Here is a 15,054-nt window from a genome sequence, read left to right on the forward strand (position 1 = left end):
AGCGGCCCGCCGCGCCCCGATCCCTCGACGAGTTCGAGGCCGCGCGCGACCACGTCCTGCGCATCCTGGCCCTCGACGGCCGCGACATAGGCGGAATTGACCATCGACAGCCTGAGATCGCGCGCCCGGTACCACATCGGCAGCGGCGCCGCTTCGATCAGCCCGGTCAGCGCCTCATAGGCGGCACCAAGCCGCGCCGTCTCAGTGCCGAGGCGCTTGATCTCGGATTCGCTGTCCGTTGCATCGAACGCCCAGATCAGGATGCTGCCAGTTGCCCCCATCGCACCAGGCGCACGCGCGCCGCGCAGCGTGATGGCCCGCGTCGAACCGACGGGGCGGACGGCACGGACGAAGGGCCGGCCCGAACGCTGTGCAGCGGTCACATCAGCGGTCAGCGCGGCAGCATCCTCGGGTGAGAGCCCGGATTCCTCACCCGCCAGATCCATCAGATAGCGTGGCGCCGGAATACCCAGCCAGTCCGCCATCCGCTGCGGCATCTCCACTCGTCCATCCGAGCGGACGACCGTCGCGACGGCCGGCGACCCATCGAGCAACGCGCGCATCGTCGCATTCTCAGCGAGGGTCGTCGCGACGCCGGCGCGCGCGCGCAATCCCAGGAACAGCAGCAGCCCGCCAAGCCCGAGCAGCAGCAGCGTCGCAACGCCGGCCAGAACGGTCGCCCATGTTCCGGGGACCGTCATGTCCCGGAGACACTCTTCGCAACGAGATCGGGAAACACGGTAACCGCCATGGCTCCGTCTACGCCAACAGCCGCCCCCCGGGGGAAGACGGCGATCGGGAAATCGCATGCGGCTGATCGGGTGCCTCACCTGCACGCTTGGCGGCTCCGGCGCGTCAGCCCGAGGCGCTGGAAACCCAATCCCTCCAGACTGTTGCAAGGATGAAACACATTGTAAAAAAACGATCCTATTCGTCTCAATCGAGTGGATCGGGCCGCGCCGCGCGGCCTAACGGCGGCGCATCGACGAAGGTCAGCGGCTTTGCCCCTTCGTCGGAATGTTTCAGTCGAGAGTATTAAATGACCCAAGCCTATCGTCGCAGTCTGCTCGCCACGAGCCTCCTCGTTGCGGTTTCCACGCTCCCCGCTGCCGCACAAACCGCTCCGGCAACGCCTGCGGCCACGCCCGAGGCAGCCGCTCAGGCAGAGGCTTTGGAGCCAGCGACCCCGACCCAGACCGCGACGGATCAGAACCCGCAGGGTGCTACAGAAGCGCCGGCAGGCGAGATCGTCGTGACCGGCTCGCGCATCGCATCGCCGTCGGCCACCGCCGCCTCGCCGCTCCAGAGCGTCGGCATCGCGCAGATCCAGCAGGCCGGCGCGATCAACGTACAGGACGTCCTGCTCCAGAATCCGGCATTCGGTACGCCGGGCGTCAGCCGCACCAATTCGAGCTTCGCGACGCAGGGCGCGGGCGTAGCGACGGTCAATCTGCGCAACCTTGGCGAGGACCGCACGCTGGTCCTCGTCAACGGCCGCCGCTTCGTCTCGGGCCTTCCGGGCAGCAGCGCGGTCGATCTCAACGTGATTCCGACGCAGTTCCTCGAGAACGTCGACATCCTGACCGGCGGCGCATCGGCCGTCTACGGGTCCGACGCGGTCGCGGGCGTCGTCAACATGATCTACAAGACGAAGTTCGACGGCATCCAGCTCGACGGCCAAGTCGGCATGTCGCAATATGGCGACGGCTTCGACCGTCAGGTCAATGCCCTCGTCGGGAAGAACTTCGCTGACGATCGCGGCAACATCATGCTGTTCGGTGGCTATTCGAAGCAGGGTACAGTGCTGAAGCGCGACCGTTTCACCGAGGCGGGTTCAAGCGCCGTCGATTCGACAAGCCGCGGCTATCTAACAGGCAACGATGCCGAGCTGTTTACGCCGCAGCGGCCGTATCTTTCGGGGTTTGCGCCGCAGGGTCGCTATTATGCCGGCGACAGCACCTTCACCTATGGTCAGGATGGCGCGCTGCGCGATTGCGCGTCCGCCAACGGCACGGGGGGCTGCGTCAATGCCGATGGTACGGCCGCGGGCCCGGACGGCTTCAACCGGTCCGACTTCCGTTATCTCGCCGTTCCCGTCGAGCGCTACGTTGCCGCCGGCCGCGCAAATTACGAGGTGTCGCCTGCACTCAACCTGTTCGTCGAGGGCAATTATGCCAAGACCAAGGTCAGCACCGTGATCGAGGCGTTCCCCCTCGATTCGACCTTCAGCAACCCACGCAATTCGGGCCAGATCCCGATCCAGACGGTCGTCGGCGGCGTAACCTATCGCAACCCCTATGTGCCAGACGCGATCTTCAATGCTGCGACGGACACCGACAATGATGGACTGCGGGACATCTATTTTGATCGCCGTCTCGCCGATTTCGGACCCCGGACGATCCGGTCCAGCCGTGACCTGTTCCGCATCGCGGGCGGCGCAAACGGCAAGTTCCTCGAAGACCGCTTTAACTATGAAGTTTATGGGATCTATGGCCAGACCAAAGAAGACAGGTCGGAACCGGCCAATTTAATACCGCTAACTTCTTCCAGGCGCTAAATTCTTATCGCGACCCAGCAACGGGGCAGATCGTGTGCGCCGATCCGACCGCGCGCGCAGCAGGCTGCGTTCCCGCCAACATCTACGGCGCGGGCGCGCTCGCACCGGCGGCCGGCTATCTCGCCGTGCCGACCACGCTCAGCACGAAGGTCACGCAGACCGTTGCCGGCGGCAACGTATCGGGCAAGCTCTTCTCGCTGTTCGGCGCCGACCCGATCGGCTTCAGCGTCGGTACCGAATACCGCCGCGAGAGCAGCCGCAACGACTTCGATCTGCTCACCCAGCAGGGCCTGAACGGCAACAACGCGCTGCCATCGACCGCGGGACGTTTCCATCTCTGGGAAGGGTTCGGCGAGGTCGTCGCACCGATCATCCAGGACAAGCCGTTCTTCCAGTCGCTGAGCGTCCGCGGCGCGATCCGCGTGTCCGATTATTCGACCGTCGGCACCACCTACAGCTACAATTTCGGCGGCGAATGGGCACCGGTCGAGGATATCCGCTTCCGCGTGATGCAGGCGCGGTCGGTGCGTGCGCCGAACATCAACGAGCTGTTCCAGGCTCCGCAGCAGAATTTCCCAAGCGTCAACGATCCCTGCATCGGCGTGACCGCGGCGACGGCCGGAACGCTCGGCACGACCTGCCGTGCCGCGTCCGGCGTGCTCGCCAACATCGCGGCGAACGGCGGCGCGTTCGCCGCGAACCAGGCCGATATCCAGGCGTCACCAGCTTCGAGGCGGGCAATCGCAACCTCCAAGAAGAGAAGGGCGATTCCTTCACCGCGGGCGTGGTGATCAACCCGCGTTCGGTCCGAGCGCTGCGCAACCTCGTCGTCACGGTCGATTACTTCAACATCCGGATCAAGGATGCGATCGTCCAGACGCCGCTGCAATACATCGTCAACCAGTGCTACCAGCAGGGCAATTCGGATTATTGCAGCCAGATCACGCGCCGTGCGGCCGCGCTCGGGCCGAACAGCGCCGGGTCGCTCGACCAGCTGACGACCAGCTTCCTCAACAGCGGTGGCGTCAAGACCCGGGGCATCGATACGGTCATCACCTATCGCCAGGATCTCGCCGATATCGGTCTCGCCGGCACACTTGGTCTGCGAGGCTCATACACGCATCTGATCTCGGGCTACACGGTGCCCCTGCCCGATGCGGATCGTGACTATTTCGCGGGTGAGATCGGTGCGTCGCGCGACCGGTTTACGACGAACCTGTCCTATGACATCGATGGTGTCGGCTTTACGACGACGGGCACCTGGATGAGCCAGGCAAGCCTCGACGACCAGTTGACCGGCGCCCGCCCGGGTACCAATCCGCTGTACCGCGTCCGTCCGCAATTCTACCTGGACTCGCAGATCCGTTTCCAGACGAACGACGGCTTCGAATTCTACGTCGCGGGTCGAACCTGCTCAATAACAAGCCGCCCTATCTCGCCGATATCGGCGCGTCGGCCGGCCAGGATACCGATGCGGGCACTTATGATCCGCTCGGCCGCCGCTATTATGCAGGTGTCCGGATCAACTTCTGATCCCCGGACACATCGTACCTCAGGAGGGGAGCCGGCAACGGCTCCCCTTTTTTGTCCGAGCGACATGGACAAAAAAAAGGGCGCGGGCCGCGGGAGGATATCCCGATGCCCGCGCCCTTCACGTCTGGAGGATGGCGATCACGCCGCCATGAACATCTCCGGCGGCAACGCCATCAGCGACTCCGCGCCACCCTCGATCTTGCGACGCAGCGCGCCCGCGTCGGGCAGGATCCGCTCGGCATAGAAACGCGCGGTGATCAGCTTGGCGTCGAGGAACGCCGCCTCGCCCTCACCGGCCGCCTTCAGCTTGGTGGCGGCAACCGCCATCCGCAGCCACATCGCGCCGACCGCGACGATCCCCATCAGATGCATGTAGCTGACCGCACCGGCGCCGACATTCTCAGGGTTCTTCATGCCGTTCGCCATGAACCACATTGTCGCCGCCTGAAGCTGGCCGTTCGCCTTTTCCAGCGCCTCGGCAAATGCCGCCGTCGCCGGATCGCTCTTGGCCGCCGCAACGTCGTCCGCGACCAGCTTGAAGAACGCCTGGATCCCGCGACCGCCGTTCTGCGCCAGCTTGCGACCGACCAGATCCATCGCCTGCACGCCGTTGGTGCCTTCGTAGATCATCGCGATCCGCGCATCGCGCACATATTGCTCCATGCCCCATTCTGCGATGTAGCCATGACCGCCATAGACCTGCTGCGCGTTGGTGGCGATCTCATAGCCCTTGTCGGTGCCATAGCCCTTGATGACCGGGGTCAGCAGGCTGATCATGTCGCCCGCCAGCTGACGCTCTTCCTCGGTCGCGGCGTTATGCTCGAGATCGCCCTGCAGCGCGGTCCACAGGATCAACGCGCGCAACCCCTCGGTCATCGCCTTGCCCTCCATCAGCATGCGGCGCACGTCGGGATGGACGAACAGCGAATCCGCCTTTTCCTGCGGCTCCTTCGGCCCGGTCAGCGCGCGTCCCTGGCGACGGTCCTGCGCATATTGCACCGCATTCTGATACGCGACCTCGGCCACGCCCAGCCCCTGAAGGCCGACGCCCAAACGCGCCGCGTTCATCATGATGAACATCGCGGCGAGGCCCTTCATCTCCTCGCCGACGAGCCAGCCGGTCGCCGAGTCATAGTTCATCACGCAGGTCGAGTTGGCGTGGATCCCCATCTTGTGCTCGATCGACCCGCAGGTGACGCCGTTGCGATCGCCGAGCGAACCGTCTTCGTTGACGAGGAACTTCGGCACGACAAACAGCGAGATACCCTTCGAACTGTCGGGCGCGCCCGGCGTCTTGGCGAGGACGAGGTGGATAATGTTCTCCGTCAGGTCATGCTCGCCGCTCGAGATGAAGATCTTCGTGCCGGTGATAGCATAGGAGCCGTCCGCCTGCGGCTCGGCCTTGGTGCGGATCAGGCCCAGATCGGTGCCGCACTGCGGCTCGGTCAGGTTCATCGTCCCGCCCCATTCGCCCGACACCATCTTCGGCACGTACATCGCCTTCTGCGCGTCCGATCCCTTGGCGACCAGCGCGGCGATCGCGCCATGCGTCAGGCCGGGGTACATCGCGAACGCCATGTTCGACGAGATCATGTATTCCTGGAACGCGGTCGAGACGACGTGCGGCATCCCCTGCCCGCCATATTCGGGCTGGTTGCCAAGCGTCGCCCAGCCGCTCTCGACATACTGCTTGTACGCCTCCTTGAAGCCGTCGGGCGTCGTGACCGATCCGTCCTCGTGGCGGGTGCAGCCCTGCTGATCACCCGACAGGTTGAGCGGGAACAGGACTTCGGCGACGAATTTTCCGCCCTCTTCCAGCACCGCGTCGACGACGTCGGGGGGAAGCCGCGTCGAAGCCCGGCAGGTTGCTGTAGCGGTCGAGGCCGACGACCTGTTCGAGGACGAAGCGCGTGTCGCGGACGGGGGGGCGTATATTGGGGCATGGTCTATCCTTGCTGGTCGTTGGCGCGGCCGACTTCGAGAAGGGCCACGAAATTGGTAAGTTCGTCGATGGCGGCGTCGATATCCCGCTTCTGCGCGGTCAGCAGCGCGATCCGCGACTGGCTGCGCTCGATCACGACCTGACGCTGCGCACGACGCCCGTCGCCGACGTCGTAAAGGTCGATCATCTCGCGGATCTCGCCGAGGCTGAAGCCGACACGCTTGCCGCGCAGGATCCATGCGAGCCGTGCGCGGTCGCGGTGCGAGTAGATACGCTGCGTGCCCCGTCGCTCGGGCGCGATCAGCCCTTCGTCTTCGTAGAAGCGAAGCGCGCGTGCGGTCACGTCGAACTCGCTCGACAGATCCGATATCGTGAAATGGTCGCGATCATGCCGCGGTTCGATCACCGCATAGGATTCGGGAGATGCCCGTTCTGCCGGGGATGCTCTGGTCGCCATGCCGGAACATTTAGCTCTCGTTTACGTCAACGTCAATCTCGGCATAGAAATTTGCCCGCCTTCGAGCGCAGCGTGGCCGCCTCGGACCGCGACTCGCTCAACCGATCGACCGTCACCGCGGCAAGCGAGGCTCGTCCCGCACACAGCGCTTCGCACGCTTCGGGCATGTCGGCGGGGAATGTGATGCGATCCCCGTCGAACCGCGCATCGAATGCGCATTTGCCGAACGTCATCTGCAGCCGCTCGCCGGAGCGCTCGACGGTCCCCGATGCCGCGCAGCTCTGAGCTTCGCCATAATCGACGCTGACGCCGATCCGGCTGACCCGCTCGGTCCCAATGATGCAGATCCGGTCGGTATCGCGCGCCCAGGAGCCCTGAAGCGCGGCACCGGGATCACCAACGATACCCGCGCTCCGCGCCGCCGACTCGAGCCGCGAACCGGGCGTGCTCTCGGTATTGGTGATGCTGGTCGACGCACCGTCGCATCCGGCCAGCAGCGACAGCAGGAGCATGAGCCCGCCACGCCAGTGGCTCATTCGGCGGTCACCAGGCCATCACCCTCTATACGCCGGAAAAAACAGGTACGTTCGCCGGTGTGACAGGCCGGGCCCGCGGCATCGGCGATCACCCATATCGCGTCCTGGTCGCAGTCGATCCGGAGTTCGGCGACGCGCAGCACATTGCCCGACGTCTCCCCCTTGCGCCACAAGGCTTGCCGGCTCCGCGACCAGAAATGCGCCTCTCCGGTCGCCTGGGTCTGCGCCAGCGCGTCGGCATTCATGTGCGCCACCATCAAGACATCGCCCGACACGCGATCGGTGACGACCGCCGTCAGCAGGCCGGAGGAGTCGAACTTCGGATCGAGCGTCAGGCCCGTGTCGCGGCTGTGTGTCATGCCCGGGGACATACCAGAAAGCGGGCGCGAAGCGACGCGAGAGATCAAACCCATTGCGCAATGTTATTACAAGGAGGCGACAAACGTGTGAACCGCGACTATAGGGCATGCTCCGCACGACGTGAGACCCGGCATGCTGACCACAAACCCTTATGATGACGACAAACTCCGTGAAGAATGCGGGGTGTTTGGCGTCTCGGCCACCGACGGCGCGGCGGCGCTTGTCGCCCTGGGCCTCCATGCGCTGCAGCATCGCGGCCAGGAAGCCGCCGGCATAACGACGTTCGACGGCGCCCATTTCCATACGCACCGCGCGATGGGGCATGTCGCCGGGAACTTCGATCGCGACGACGTGATTCGCGCGCTGCCGGGCACGGTGGCCTGCGGGCACGTCCGCTACTCGACGACCGGCGAGACCGCGCTCCGCAACGTGCAGCCGCTGTACGCCGAGCTGTCGACGGGCGGTTTCGCGATCGCGCATAACGGCAATATCTCTAACGCAATGCGGCTGCGTCGCGAGCTCGTGCGTCGTGGCTCGATCTTCCAGTCGACCAGCGATACCGAGACGATCATCCATCTCGTCGCGACGTCGAACTATCGCACGCTGCTCGATCGCTTCATCGATGCGCTAAAGCAGGTCGAGGGTGCCTATTCGCTCATCGTAATGACGCCCGAGGGCATGATCGCCTGCCGCGATCCGCTGGGCATCCGGCCGCTGGTCATGGGCAAGCTTGGCGACGCAGTGATCTTTGCGTCCGAAACCGTCGCGCTCGACGTCGTTGGCGCGACCTTCGTCCGCGCGGTCGAGCCGGGCGAACTCGTGATCGTCCAGGGGTCCGAGATCCGCTCGATCCGCCCGTTCGCGCCGATGGCGGCGCGGCCGTGCATCTTCGAATGGGTCTATTTCTCGCGCCCCGACTCGATCGTCGACGACCATTCGGTCTATTCGGTGCGGAAAGCGATCGGGGCGCAGCTCGCGATCGAATCGCCGGTCGATGCCGATCTCGTCATCCCGGTCCCAGATTCGGGCACCCCCGCGGCGATCGGCTATGCGCAGCAATCGGGGATTCCGTTCGAGCTCGGAATCATTCGCTCGCATTATGTCGGTCGCACCTTCATCTCGCCGGGCGACAAGGTCCGCCATCTCGGCGTGAAGCTGAAGCACAACGCCAACCGTGCGCTGATCAAGGGCAAGCGCGTCATCCTCGTCGACGATTCGATCGTCCGCGGCACGACCTCGCTCAAGATCGTGCAGATGATGCGCGAGGCGGGCGCGGCCGAAGTCCATATGCGCATCGCCAGCCCGCCGACCCGCCACTCCTGCTTCTACGGCGTCGACACGCCGGAGCGCGCCAAGCTGCTCGCGGCCAAGCTCGATCTGGGCGGCATGACCGGCTTCATCCACGCCGACAGCCTCAACTTCATCTCGATCGACGGGCTGTACAAGGCGCTCGGTGAGGCCAAGCGCGCGGATATCCGACCGAAATATTGCGATGCCTGCTTCACCGGCGATTACCCGACCACGCTGACCGATCATGACGAGGGCGCCGAGGTCGATCAGTTCGCGATGCTCGCCGAACGCGTCATCTGAGAGTCTTGGAGCTAGAATGACCGACAAGCCTCTCGAAGGCCGGCTTGCGCTGGTCACCGGTGCAAGCGCGGCATCGGCGCCGCCACCGCGATCGCGCTCGCTGCAAAGGGCGCGCACGTGGTTTTGACCGCGCGCACGCCGGGCGGCCTCGAAGAGGTCGAGACAGCGATCCATGACGCCGGCGGCTCCGCGACGATCGCGCCGCTCGACCTCGCCGAGAGCGAGGCGATCGGCCGGCTCGCGAGTGCGGTCGGTGATCGCTGGGATGCGCTCGACATCCTCGTGTTGAATGCGGGCATGCTGGGATCGCTGTCGTCGGTCCCGGCGATCGATCCGAAGGAAATGGCGCAGGTCCTCACGCTCAACGTCAGCGCGCAGGCGGCGATGATCGCCGCGTTCGATCCGATGCTGAAGAGGGCGAAGTCGGCGCGCGTGATCGGCGTCACGTCGAGCGTCGGTCGCAAGCCGCGCGCTTATTGGGGGCTCTACGGTGCCTCGAAGGCGGCGTTCGAGACGCTGCTCGGCGCTTATGGGGACGAGATGGCCGAGATCAGCGGCATACGCACCGCGATCGTCGATCCCGGCGCTACCCGCACCAAGATGCGCGCGCGCGCCTATCCGGGCGAGGATCCGAATTCGGTCAAGGATCCGCAGGTCGTTGCGGACCGCATCGTCGCGCTGGCTGTCGAAGGGTTTGAACCCGGCCATTTCGAGCGCGTCGCCTAAATCCTTCCCCTTGCGGGGCGGACGATCAGCGTCGCTTCACCAGCGTTACCTGCGCGACGTCGATCCCGCCACCGCGAAACCCGCCCTCGCAATACATCAGGTAATAGCGCCACAGCGCAATGAACTTCGCGTCGAGCCGTGCCGGCAGGCGCCCCTGCGCAACAGCGGCGTCGAACGCGATCCGCCACGCCGGCATGTCTCGGCATAGTGCAGCCCGAAGCTTCGTTGATCCTCCCACGTCAACCCGCGCGCCTCCGCCAGAGCGCGGAACCGCGGCTCGGACAGCAGCATGCCGCCGGGAAACACGTAGCGCTGGATGAAGTCGACGCTTGTCGAATAGGCGTCGAAGATCGCATCGTCGATCGTGATATATTGAAGCGCGGCACGGCCGCCGGGTTTCAGCGCCCGTGCGACCGCGTCGAGATAGGCCGGCCAATAGGCCTCACCCACCGCCTCGACCATTTCGATACTGGCCACCGCGTCATAGGTTCCGACGACGTCGCGGTAATCGGTCAGCGAGACGGTCACCCCCGTCAGCCCTGCCTCGGCCATCCGCGCGTCGACCTGTCGCTTCTGCTCGGTCGACAGGGTGAGGCCATGCACGTCGACACCGGACTGCGCGGCGAGGGCTGCGAAGGACCCCCAGCCGCAGCCGATCTCGAGGATGCGATCGCCGGGCTGCGTACCCGTCCTGTCCAGAATCGCCTGGAGCTTCGTCGTCTGGGCATGCTCGAGCGGTTCGGCCTCGCTAATCGGCTCCGCGAACAGCGCGCTCGAATAGGTCAGGCTGGGATCGAGCCACGTCTCGTAGAAGTCGTTGCCGAGATCATAGTGCGCGGCGATGTTGCGCCGTGATCCCGTGCGGTGGTTGCGTCGCATCCAGTGCCAAGCGCGGGCCGAGAGTCGCGCAACCCCGCCCGATCGCGCCGTCCTGCCGAGCGATATCCGGTTGCGCATGAACAGGTCGAACAGCGGGACCGGATCGGGACTGGACCAGTCGCCCGCGGTCCAGCCTTCATACCAGCCGACCGATCCGGCCGTTGCCAGCCTTACCAATGCCCGCCAGCGATGGACGGTGACGATCGGCATCGGCCCGGGTGCACGCCCTCCCAGCAAACGGCGGGTGCCGTCGGGCAAGCTTGCCTCAATACCGCCGCTCTCGAGACCTGCATCGATCCGGTCGAGCAGGCGGTGGAATATCGGCGCGGTCAGGCGTGCTGCACTGGTTGCGCGCCCTGTAGCGGCATCGTCAAAGGCGTGGGCGGCGGTCATCGCGGCGCTCCATGCAACAGCGTCGCGACCTAGGAAAGAGGCGCGTGCCAAAAGGCGTCAGCGCGCGTGCCGCCCCGCCTCGAGCGCGCGCTCGCGTGCCTCGCGGTGACCGATGATCTTGGCCGGATAGTCGCGCGGCCGACACCCGGACTCGTCCGGGTCGTGGATCGCGTCGCCCGTAACCTTGGCGAGTTCCGGCACCCATTGTCGGATATAGTCGCCCGCATCGAATTTTTCCGATTGCGACAGCGGCGCCATGATCCGGCCGAACATGTTCGTATCGACCCCCGTGCCCGCGACCCATTGCCAGTTGACTGAATTATTGCCGTAGTCCGCATCGACCAGGCAATCCCAGAACCAGCGTTCGCCCTCGCGCCAGTCGAGCAGCAGATGTTTGACGAGGAAGCTCGCGGTGATCATCCGGACGCGATTGTGCATCCAGCCCGTCGCCCAGAGCTGTCGCATCCCTGCATCGACGATCGGATAGCCTGTCCGACCGGTCTGCCACGCTTTCAGATCGGACGCCGCCGCCTTGCCGGTGCGCCATGGCAACGCATCGAACGCCGGCCTTCCGTTGCGGCGGGCATAATCGGGGAGCGCCAGCACCACGCCCTGCGTGAAATCACGCCACGCCACTTCCTTGCGGAACGTCGTGACGCCGTCGCCGTGTCCCGAGACGGCATGCCAGACCTGGCGAGGACTGATCTCGCCGAAATGAAGATGCGGGGACAGCCGGGACGTCCCCTCGGTCGAGGGTATGTTGCGGTCGTGGTCGTAATCGTCGGCGACGTCCGCGAACCGCGCCACCGCCTTCCGCGCGGCGTCCTCACCGGGGCGCCAGTTGGAAAAGCCACCCGACCAGTCGGGCTTGGTCGCAACAGCTTCCAGCTCTCCACCGCGTCCGATTCCGGCCACGTCTCCGGCGCATCGATCTTGCGCGGCATCGCCACCGGTTCCGGTGGCGGCATCATCTGCGACAATGCTTTCCAGAACGACGAATAGACACGGAACTGCCCGCCTGCTCCGGTCGTGACGCTCTCGACCCGAGCCAGCTGGTTGCCATCATGGAGGCAGATCGCGTCGCCGAGCGCATCCTCGGCCTTGCGCCACCATGGCTCATACTGGCGTGTCGCGAACACCCGCTCCGCGCCCGTCTCCGTCATCAGCGACTGCAGCGTCGCAACCGCATCGCCCCGCCGCAGGATGAGGCGGGAGCCCTTCTTGTCGAGCGACTTGGCGAACGCCTCGAGGCTGTGATGGAGCCACCAGCGCTGGGCACCGCCGATTGCCCAGTCGCCGGGCGCGTCGTCGTCGAGGATATAGACGGGGATCACCGGCCCTTCCTGCGTGGCGGCGACGAGCGCCGGGTGGTCATGCAGGCGAAGGTCCTGGCGAAGCCAGAGAAGTACGGGTGTTGTCATCGCCTGCTGCTACACTTTGGAGGCCATTGCGGTTCCCTTGGCATCCTCGAATGCCGCACCAAGTGTCATGATCGCAGTGACATGGCGCTCGGCAATGGCGAGCGCATCGTCGCCATAGCCGCCGCCGACGGTGCTCGCCAGCGGGATGCCACGCGCGATCGCCAGCCGCGCGATCAGGCGTTCGCGTCGTACCAGTCCGTCGAGCGTCAGCGACAGCCGGCCGAGCCGGTCTCCTGCAAAGGGATCCACCCCCGCCTGATACAGGATCAGGTCGGCGCCAAAGGAATCGAGCAGCGGGACCAGCGTCTCTTCCAGCGTCGCCAGATACTGGTCATCGTCGACGCCGTCAGGCAGCGGTACGTCGAGCGTCGACTGCGCTTTTCGCACCGGAAAGTTCTTGTCCGCATGGATCGAATAGGTGGCGATTCCCGGCCGGCCCGCGAGCAGCGCGGCGGTGCCATCGCCCTGATGGACGTCGCAATCGACCACCAGGACCCGCTCGACGCTGCCCTCCTCGACCAGCCGGACCGCAGCGACGGCGAGATCGTTGAACACGCAGTAGCCCGCGCCCGTATCGGCGAGCGCATGATGACTGCCGCCCGCGGTATTGGCGGCAAAGCCGTGGCGCAGCGCGAGCACCGCGGCGACCCAGGTGCCGTCGGGAACGATCGCGGCGCGGCGGGCAACGGGGGCGCTGACCGGAAAGCCGATCCTGCGTTCCTTCAAGGGCGGCACGCGGGCTTCGAGAACCTCGGCGACATAGTCCGGCTCATGGACCGCCTCGAGCCATTCACGCGGCGTCGCGCGCGGCTCGTGCCAGGCCACCGCGCTGCCATGCGCGCGCAGCAGATCGCGGATGAGCCCGTTCTTGTTCCAGCGATAGGTCGACCGGGCGGGCGCCGGGGTCACATAATCGGGATGGTGGACAACATGGATCATCGCGACCGACCGCACGATTGATCCGCGCCGATCGTCGACGGCGCGGACAAACCCCGCCACTTCACCAAGGTCCGCCTCATCCCCCTGCTCCTATCATACGCGACCACCATGTCCTTCGCTCAACGCGGAGTCCTTTCGGAGGATGCATGATCGCGTGGCGCGGCTCGACCGCCTTCGGGCTTGCAGACGGTCAGGAAACACCCGAATGGGCAGGGATGACCGATCCGACCACCCTGCCCTATCGTCCCTGCGCGGGCATCATGCTGATCAACGGAGCGGGCCGGGTGTTCGTGGGCCGCCGCAGCGACTCGACGCTCGACGCGTGGCAGATGCCGCAGGGCGGGATCGACCCCGGCGAGGACCCTGAGGCCGCGGCCCTTCGCGAACTGGGCGAGGAAACCGGCGTTTCACCCGACAAGGTCACGCTGATCGCGCAGGCCCCGGGCGAGTTCGTCTACGATCTTCCCCCCGAACTTCTGGGCAAGGTCTGGAAGGGCCGTTGGCGCGGCCAGCGGCAGCGCTGGTTCCTCTACCGCTTCCACGGCGATGACGGGGATATCGCGATCGACACGGAACATGCGGAATTCGATGCCTGGCGCTGGATCGACCCCGCCGAACTCCCCGCAGTGATCGTTCCGTTCAAGAAACGCCTCTACGAGGAGGTGCTGGCCGCCTTCGCGCCACATCTCGGCGCAAGCGGACCGCGCTGAACCGTTCCCAACGCGGCGTGGTGACGCTACGGAACGCTGTGTGCCGATCCAGCCCCTCCTCCTGTCGCGATTTTGACCCGATTATGCGCTGTTTCCGTCTCCCGCTTTTCGCCGGCCTCCTGGTGACGGCATTGGCCCCCGCGGCCGCCATCGCCCAGACCGTGATGATCCCGGAAAATATCCGCGCGATGCTCGATGCTGCACTCGATGCGGGTAACGAGAGCGATGTCTCGACAATCGTCAAATATGCCCGCGCGGCCGACCCGCTCAGCGGCGACGCGGTTCTGGCAATCGCGGAAAAGTGGAAGGCCGATCGCGCCGCCCAACGCACACAGGTCATCCGTCAGGCCAGCTTCCTCGACCTCTGGAGCGGCCGCGCCGAAGTGGGCGGCTATCTCACGACCGGCAATTCGGACACGGCCGGCGGTACTGCGGTTGTCGACCTGACCCGCGAAGGCCTGCGCTGGCGGCAGAAATTCCACGCCCAGGCGGATTACCAGGAAAATCAGAATGTCGCCGTGCGAGAGCATTATCTCGCCTCCTACGAACCCAACTACAAGATCGATGACCGCGCCTATATCTATGGCGCGGCGCAGTATGAAGGGGATCGGTTCCTCGGCTATAATAACCGCTATTCGGTCTCGGTCGGCGGCGGGTACAGCGTGCTCAAATCGGCACGGACCAAGCTCGATCTCGAATTGGGGCCGGCATATCGGAACACCGAGTTCACCGACGACACGAACCAGAGCGCGATCGCCGGACGCGGGACGCTGAACTTCAGCTGGCGGATCACCAACGGCCTGTCGGTCACCCAAGTCGCATCCGCCTATGTCCAGCGGTTCAACAGCACGCTTGGTGGAACCACTTCGCTGACCGCGAAACTGATCGGTCCGCTATCGGCTTCGCTGTCCTATGCCGTTCAATATGAAAGCGAACCGCCGGCGGGATCGATGACGACCGACACGACCAGCCGCGCCGCGCTGGTTTACAGCTTCTGACGGTTCCCCCCCG

9 protein-coding genes and 6 pseudogenes are annotated in these 15,054 nt (G+C 65.3%); 7 read left to right on the forward strand and 8 right to left on the reverse strand.

The annotated features are described in order from the left end of the window. Nucleotides 1–701, reverse strand: a pseudogene (locus NI18_RS02955) (histidine kinase); the annotation flags it as partial. Between the two features lie 338 nt (nt 702–1,039). Here NI18_RS02955 and NI18_RS22000 point away from each other — a divergent pair. The 3 genes and pseudogenes from NI18_RS22000 (at nt 1,040) to NI18_RS22010 (ending at nt 4,334) form a co-directional block, all read left to right on the forward strand. Beyond that, nucleotides 1,040–2,557 carry a TonB-dependent receptor plug domain-containing protein gene (locus NI18_RS22000; RefSeq protein WP_084214999.1) on the forward strand — a complete coding sequence of 506 codons (1,518 nt, stop codon included), beginning with the start codon at nt 1,040–1,042 and terminating at the stop codon, nt 2,555–2,557. Nucleotides 2,558–2,682: 125 nt separating this feature from the next. Beyond that, a pseudogene (locus tag NI18_RS26370) lies at nt 2,683–3,108 on the forward strand (TonB-dependent receptor); the annotation flags it as partial. Beyond that, the gene (locus NI18_RS22010) at nt 3,033–4,334 is read left to right on the forward strand and encodes a TonB-dependent receptor (RefSeq protein WP_084215002.1); all 1,302 of its coding nucleotides are present in this window, start codon (nt 3,033–3,035) and stop codon (nt 4,332–4,334) included. The pseudogene NI18_RS26370 and the gene NI18_RS22010, both read left to right, overlap by 76 nt. Here the strand turns inward: NI18_RS22010 and NI18_RS02965 are convergent. The 4 genes and pseudogenes from NI18_RS02965 to hisI form a co-directional block, all read right to left on the reverse strand. Continuing rightward, nucleotides 4,229–6,023 (reverse strand): annotated as a pseudogene (locus NI18_RS02965) (acyl-CoA dehydrogenase C-terminal domain-containing protein). The gene NI18_RS22010 and the pseudogene NI18_RS02965 sit on opposite strands and share 106 nt — an antisense overlap. A 13-nt stretch (nt 6,024–6,036) precedes the next feature. After that, nucleotides 6,037–6,489 (reverse strand): MerR family DNA-binding transcriptional regulator, encoded by a 453-nt coding sequence (locus NI18_RS02970; protein ID WP_031396539.1) that lies wholly within the window; start codon nt 6,487–6,489, stop codon nt 6,037–6,039. Between the two features lie 32 nt (nt 6,490–6,521). Next, nucleotides 6,522–7,001 (reverse strand): hypothetical protein, encoded by a 480-nt coding sequence (locus tag NI18_RS02975; protein ID WP_037528110.1) that lies wholly within the window; start codon nt 6,999–7,001, stop codon nt 6,522–6,524. A gap of 20 nt (nt 7,002–7,021) precedes the next feature. Then, nucleotides 7,022–7,384 (reverse strand): phosphoribosyl-AMP cyclohydrolase, encoded by a 363-nt coding sequence (gene hisI / locus NI18_RS02980; protein WP_031396541.1) that lies wholly within the window; start codon nt 7,382–7,384, stop codon nt 7,022–7,024. Nucleotides 7,385–7,517: 133 nt separating this feature from the next. On the opposite strand from hisI, the gene purF reads away from it, so the two are divergent. Both purF and NI18_RS02990 read left to right on the forward strand, forming a co-directional pair. Then, nucleotides 7,518–8,975 carry an amidophosphoribosyltransferase gene (gene purF / locus NI18_RS02985; protein ID WP_037527979.1) on the forward strand — a complete coding sequence of 486 codons (1,458 nt, stop codon included), beginning with the start codon at nt 7,518–7,520 and terminating at the stop codon, nt 8,973–8,975. A gap of 16 nt (nt 8,976–8,991) precedes the next feature. After that, nucleotides 8,992–9,701, forward strand: a pseudogene (locus tag NI18_RS02990) (SDR family NAD(P)-dependent oxidoreductase). A gap of 25 nt (nt 9,702–9,726) precedes the next feature. Here the strand turns inward: NI18_RS02990 and NI18_RS02995 are convergent. The 3 genes and pseudogenes from NI18_RS02995 to NI18_RS03005 form a co-directional block, all read right to left on the reverse strand. After that, a pseudogene (locus NI18_RS02995) lies at nt 9,727–10,973 on the reverse strand (cyclopropane-fatty-acyl-phospholipid synthase family protein). A gap of 57 nt (nt 10,974–11,030) precedes the next feature. Beyond that, nucleotides 11,031–12,394 (reverse strand): annotated as a pseudogene (locus tag NI18_RS03000) (deoxyribodipyrimidine photo-lyase). A 9-nt stretch (nt 12,395–12,403) separates the two neighbouring features. Further along, entirely contained in the window at nt 12,404–13,333 is a 930-nt protein-coding gene (locus NI18_RS03005) for a histone deacetylase (RefSeq protein ID WP_031441206.1), read from the reverse strand. Nucleotides 13,334–13,548: 215 nt separating this feature from the next. Here NI18_RS03005 and NI18_RS03010 point away from each other — a divergent pair, with 215 nt between their 5' ends. Together NI18_RS03010 and NI18_RS03015 are read left to right on the forward strand one after the other, a co-directional pair. Beyond that, the gene (locus tag NI18_RS03010; protein ID WP_031441205.1) at nt 13,549–14,043 is read left to right on the forward strand and encodes an RNA pyrophosphohydrolase; all 495 of its coding nucleotides are present in this window, start codon (nt 13,549–13,551) and stop codon (nt 14,041–14,043) included. 122 nt (nt 14,044–14,165) lie between these two features. Continuing rightward, complete coding sequence (locus NI18_RS03015; RefSeq protein ID WP_234387715.1) at nt 14,166–15,041, forward strand: DUF481 domain-containing protein; 876 nt, start codon at nt 14,166–14,168, stop codon at nt 15,039–15,041. The last annotated feature ends 13 nt before the right edge of the window (nt 15,042–15,054 follow it).

It is taken from the genome of Sphingomonas sp. Ant20 (assembly GCF_000783375.1).
GTDB classification, from domain to species: domain Bacteria; phylum Pseudomonadota; class Alphaproteobacteria; order Sphingomonadales; family Sphingomonadaceae; genus Sphingomonas; species Sphingomonas aerolata.

Coding starts and splice junctions, on each gene's coding strand:
- NI18_RS22010 (WP_084215002.1), top strand. CDS start 3,033: ATGGGCACCGGTCGAGGATATCCGCTTCCGCGTGATGCAGGCGCGGTC.
- NI18_RS03005 (WP_031441206.1), bottom strand. CDS start 13,333: ATGATCCATGTTGTCCACCATCCCGATTATGTGACCCCGGCGCCCGCC.
- NI18_RS02970 (WP_031396539.1), bottom strand. CDS start 6,489: ATGGCGACCAGAGCATCCCCGGCAGAACGGGCATCTCCCGAATCCTAT.
- hisI (WP_031396541.1), bottom strand. CDS start 7,384: ATGACACACAGCCGCGACACGGGCCTGACGCTCGATCCGAAGTTCGAC.
- NI18_RS03010 (WP_031441205.1), top strand. CDS start 13,549: ATGACCGATCCGACCACCCTGCCCTATCGTCCCTGCGCGGGCATCATG.
- purF (WP_037527979.1), top strand. CDS start 7,518: ATGCTGACCACAAACCCTTATGATGACGACAAACTCCGTGAAGAATGC.
- NI18_RS22000 (WP_084214999.1), top strand. CDS start 1,040: ATGACCCAAGCCTATCGTCGCAGTCTGCTCGCCACGAGCCTCCTCGTT.
- NI18_RS02975 (WP_037528110.1), bottom strand. CDS start 7,001: ATGCTCCTGCTGTCGCTGCTGGCCGGATGCGACGGTGCGTCGACCAGC.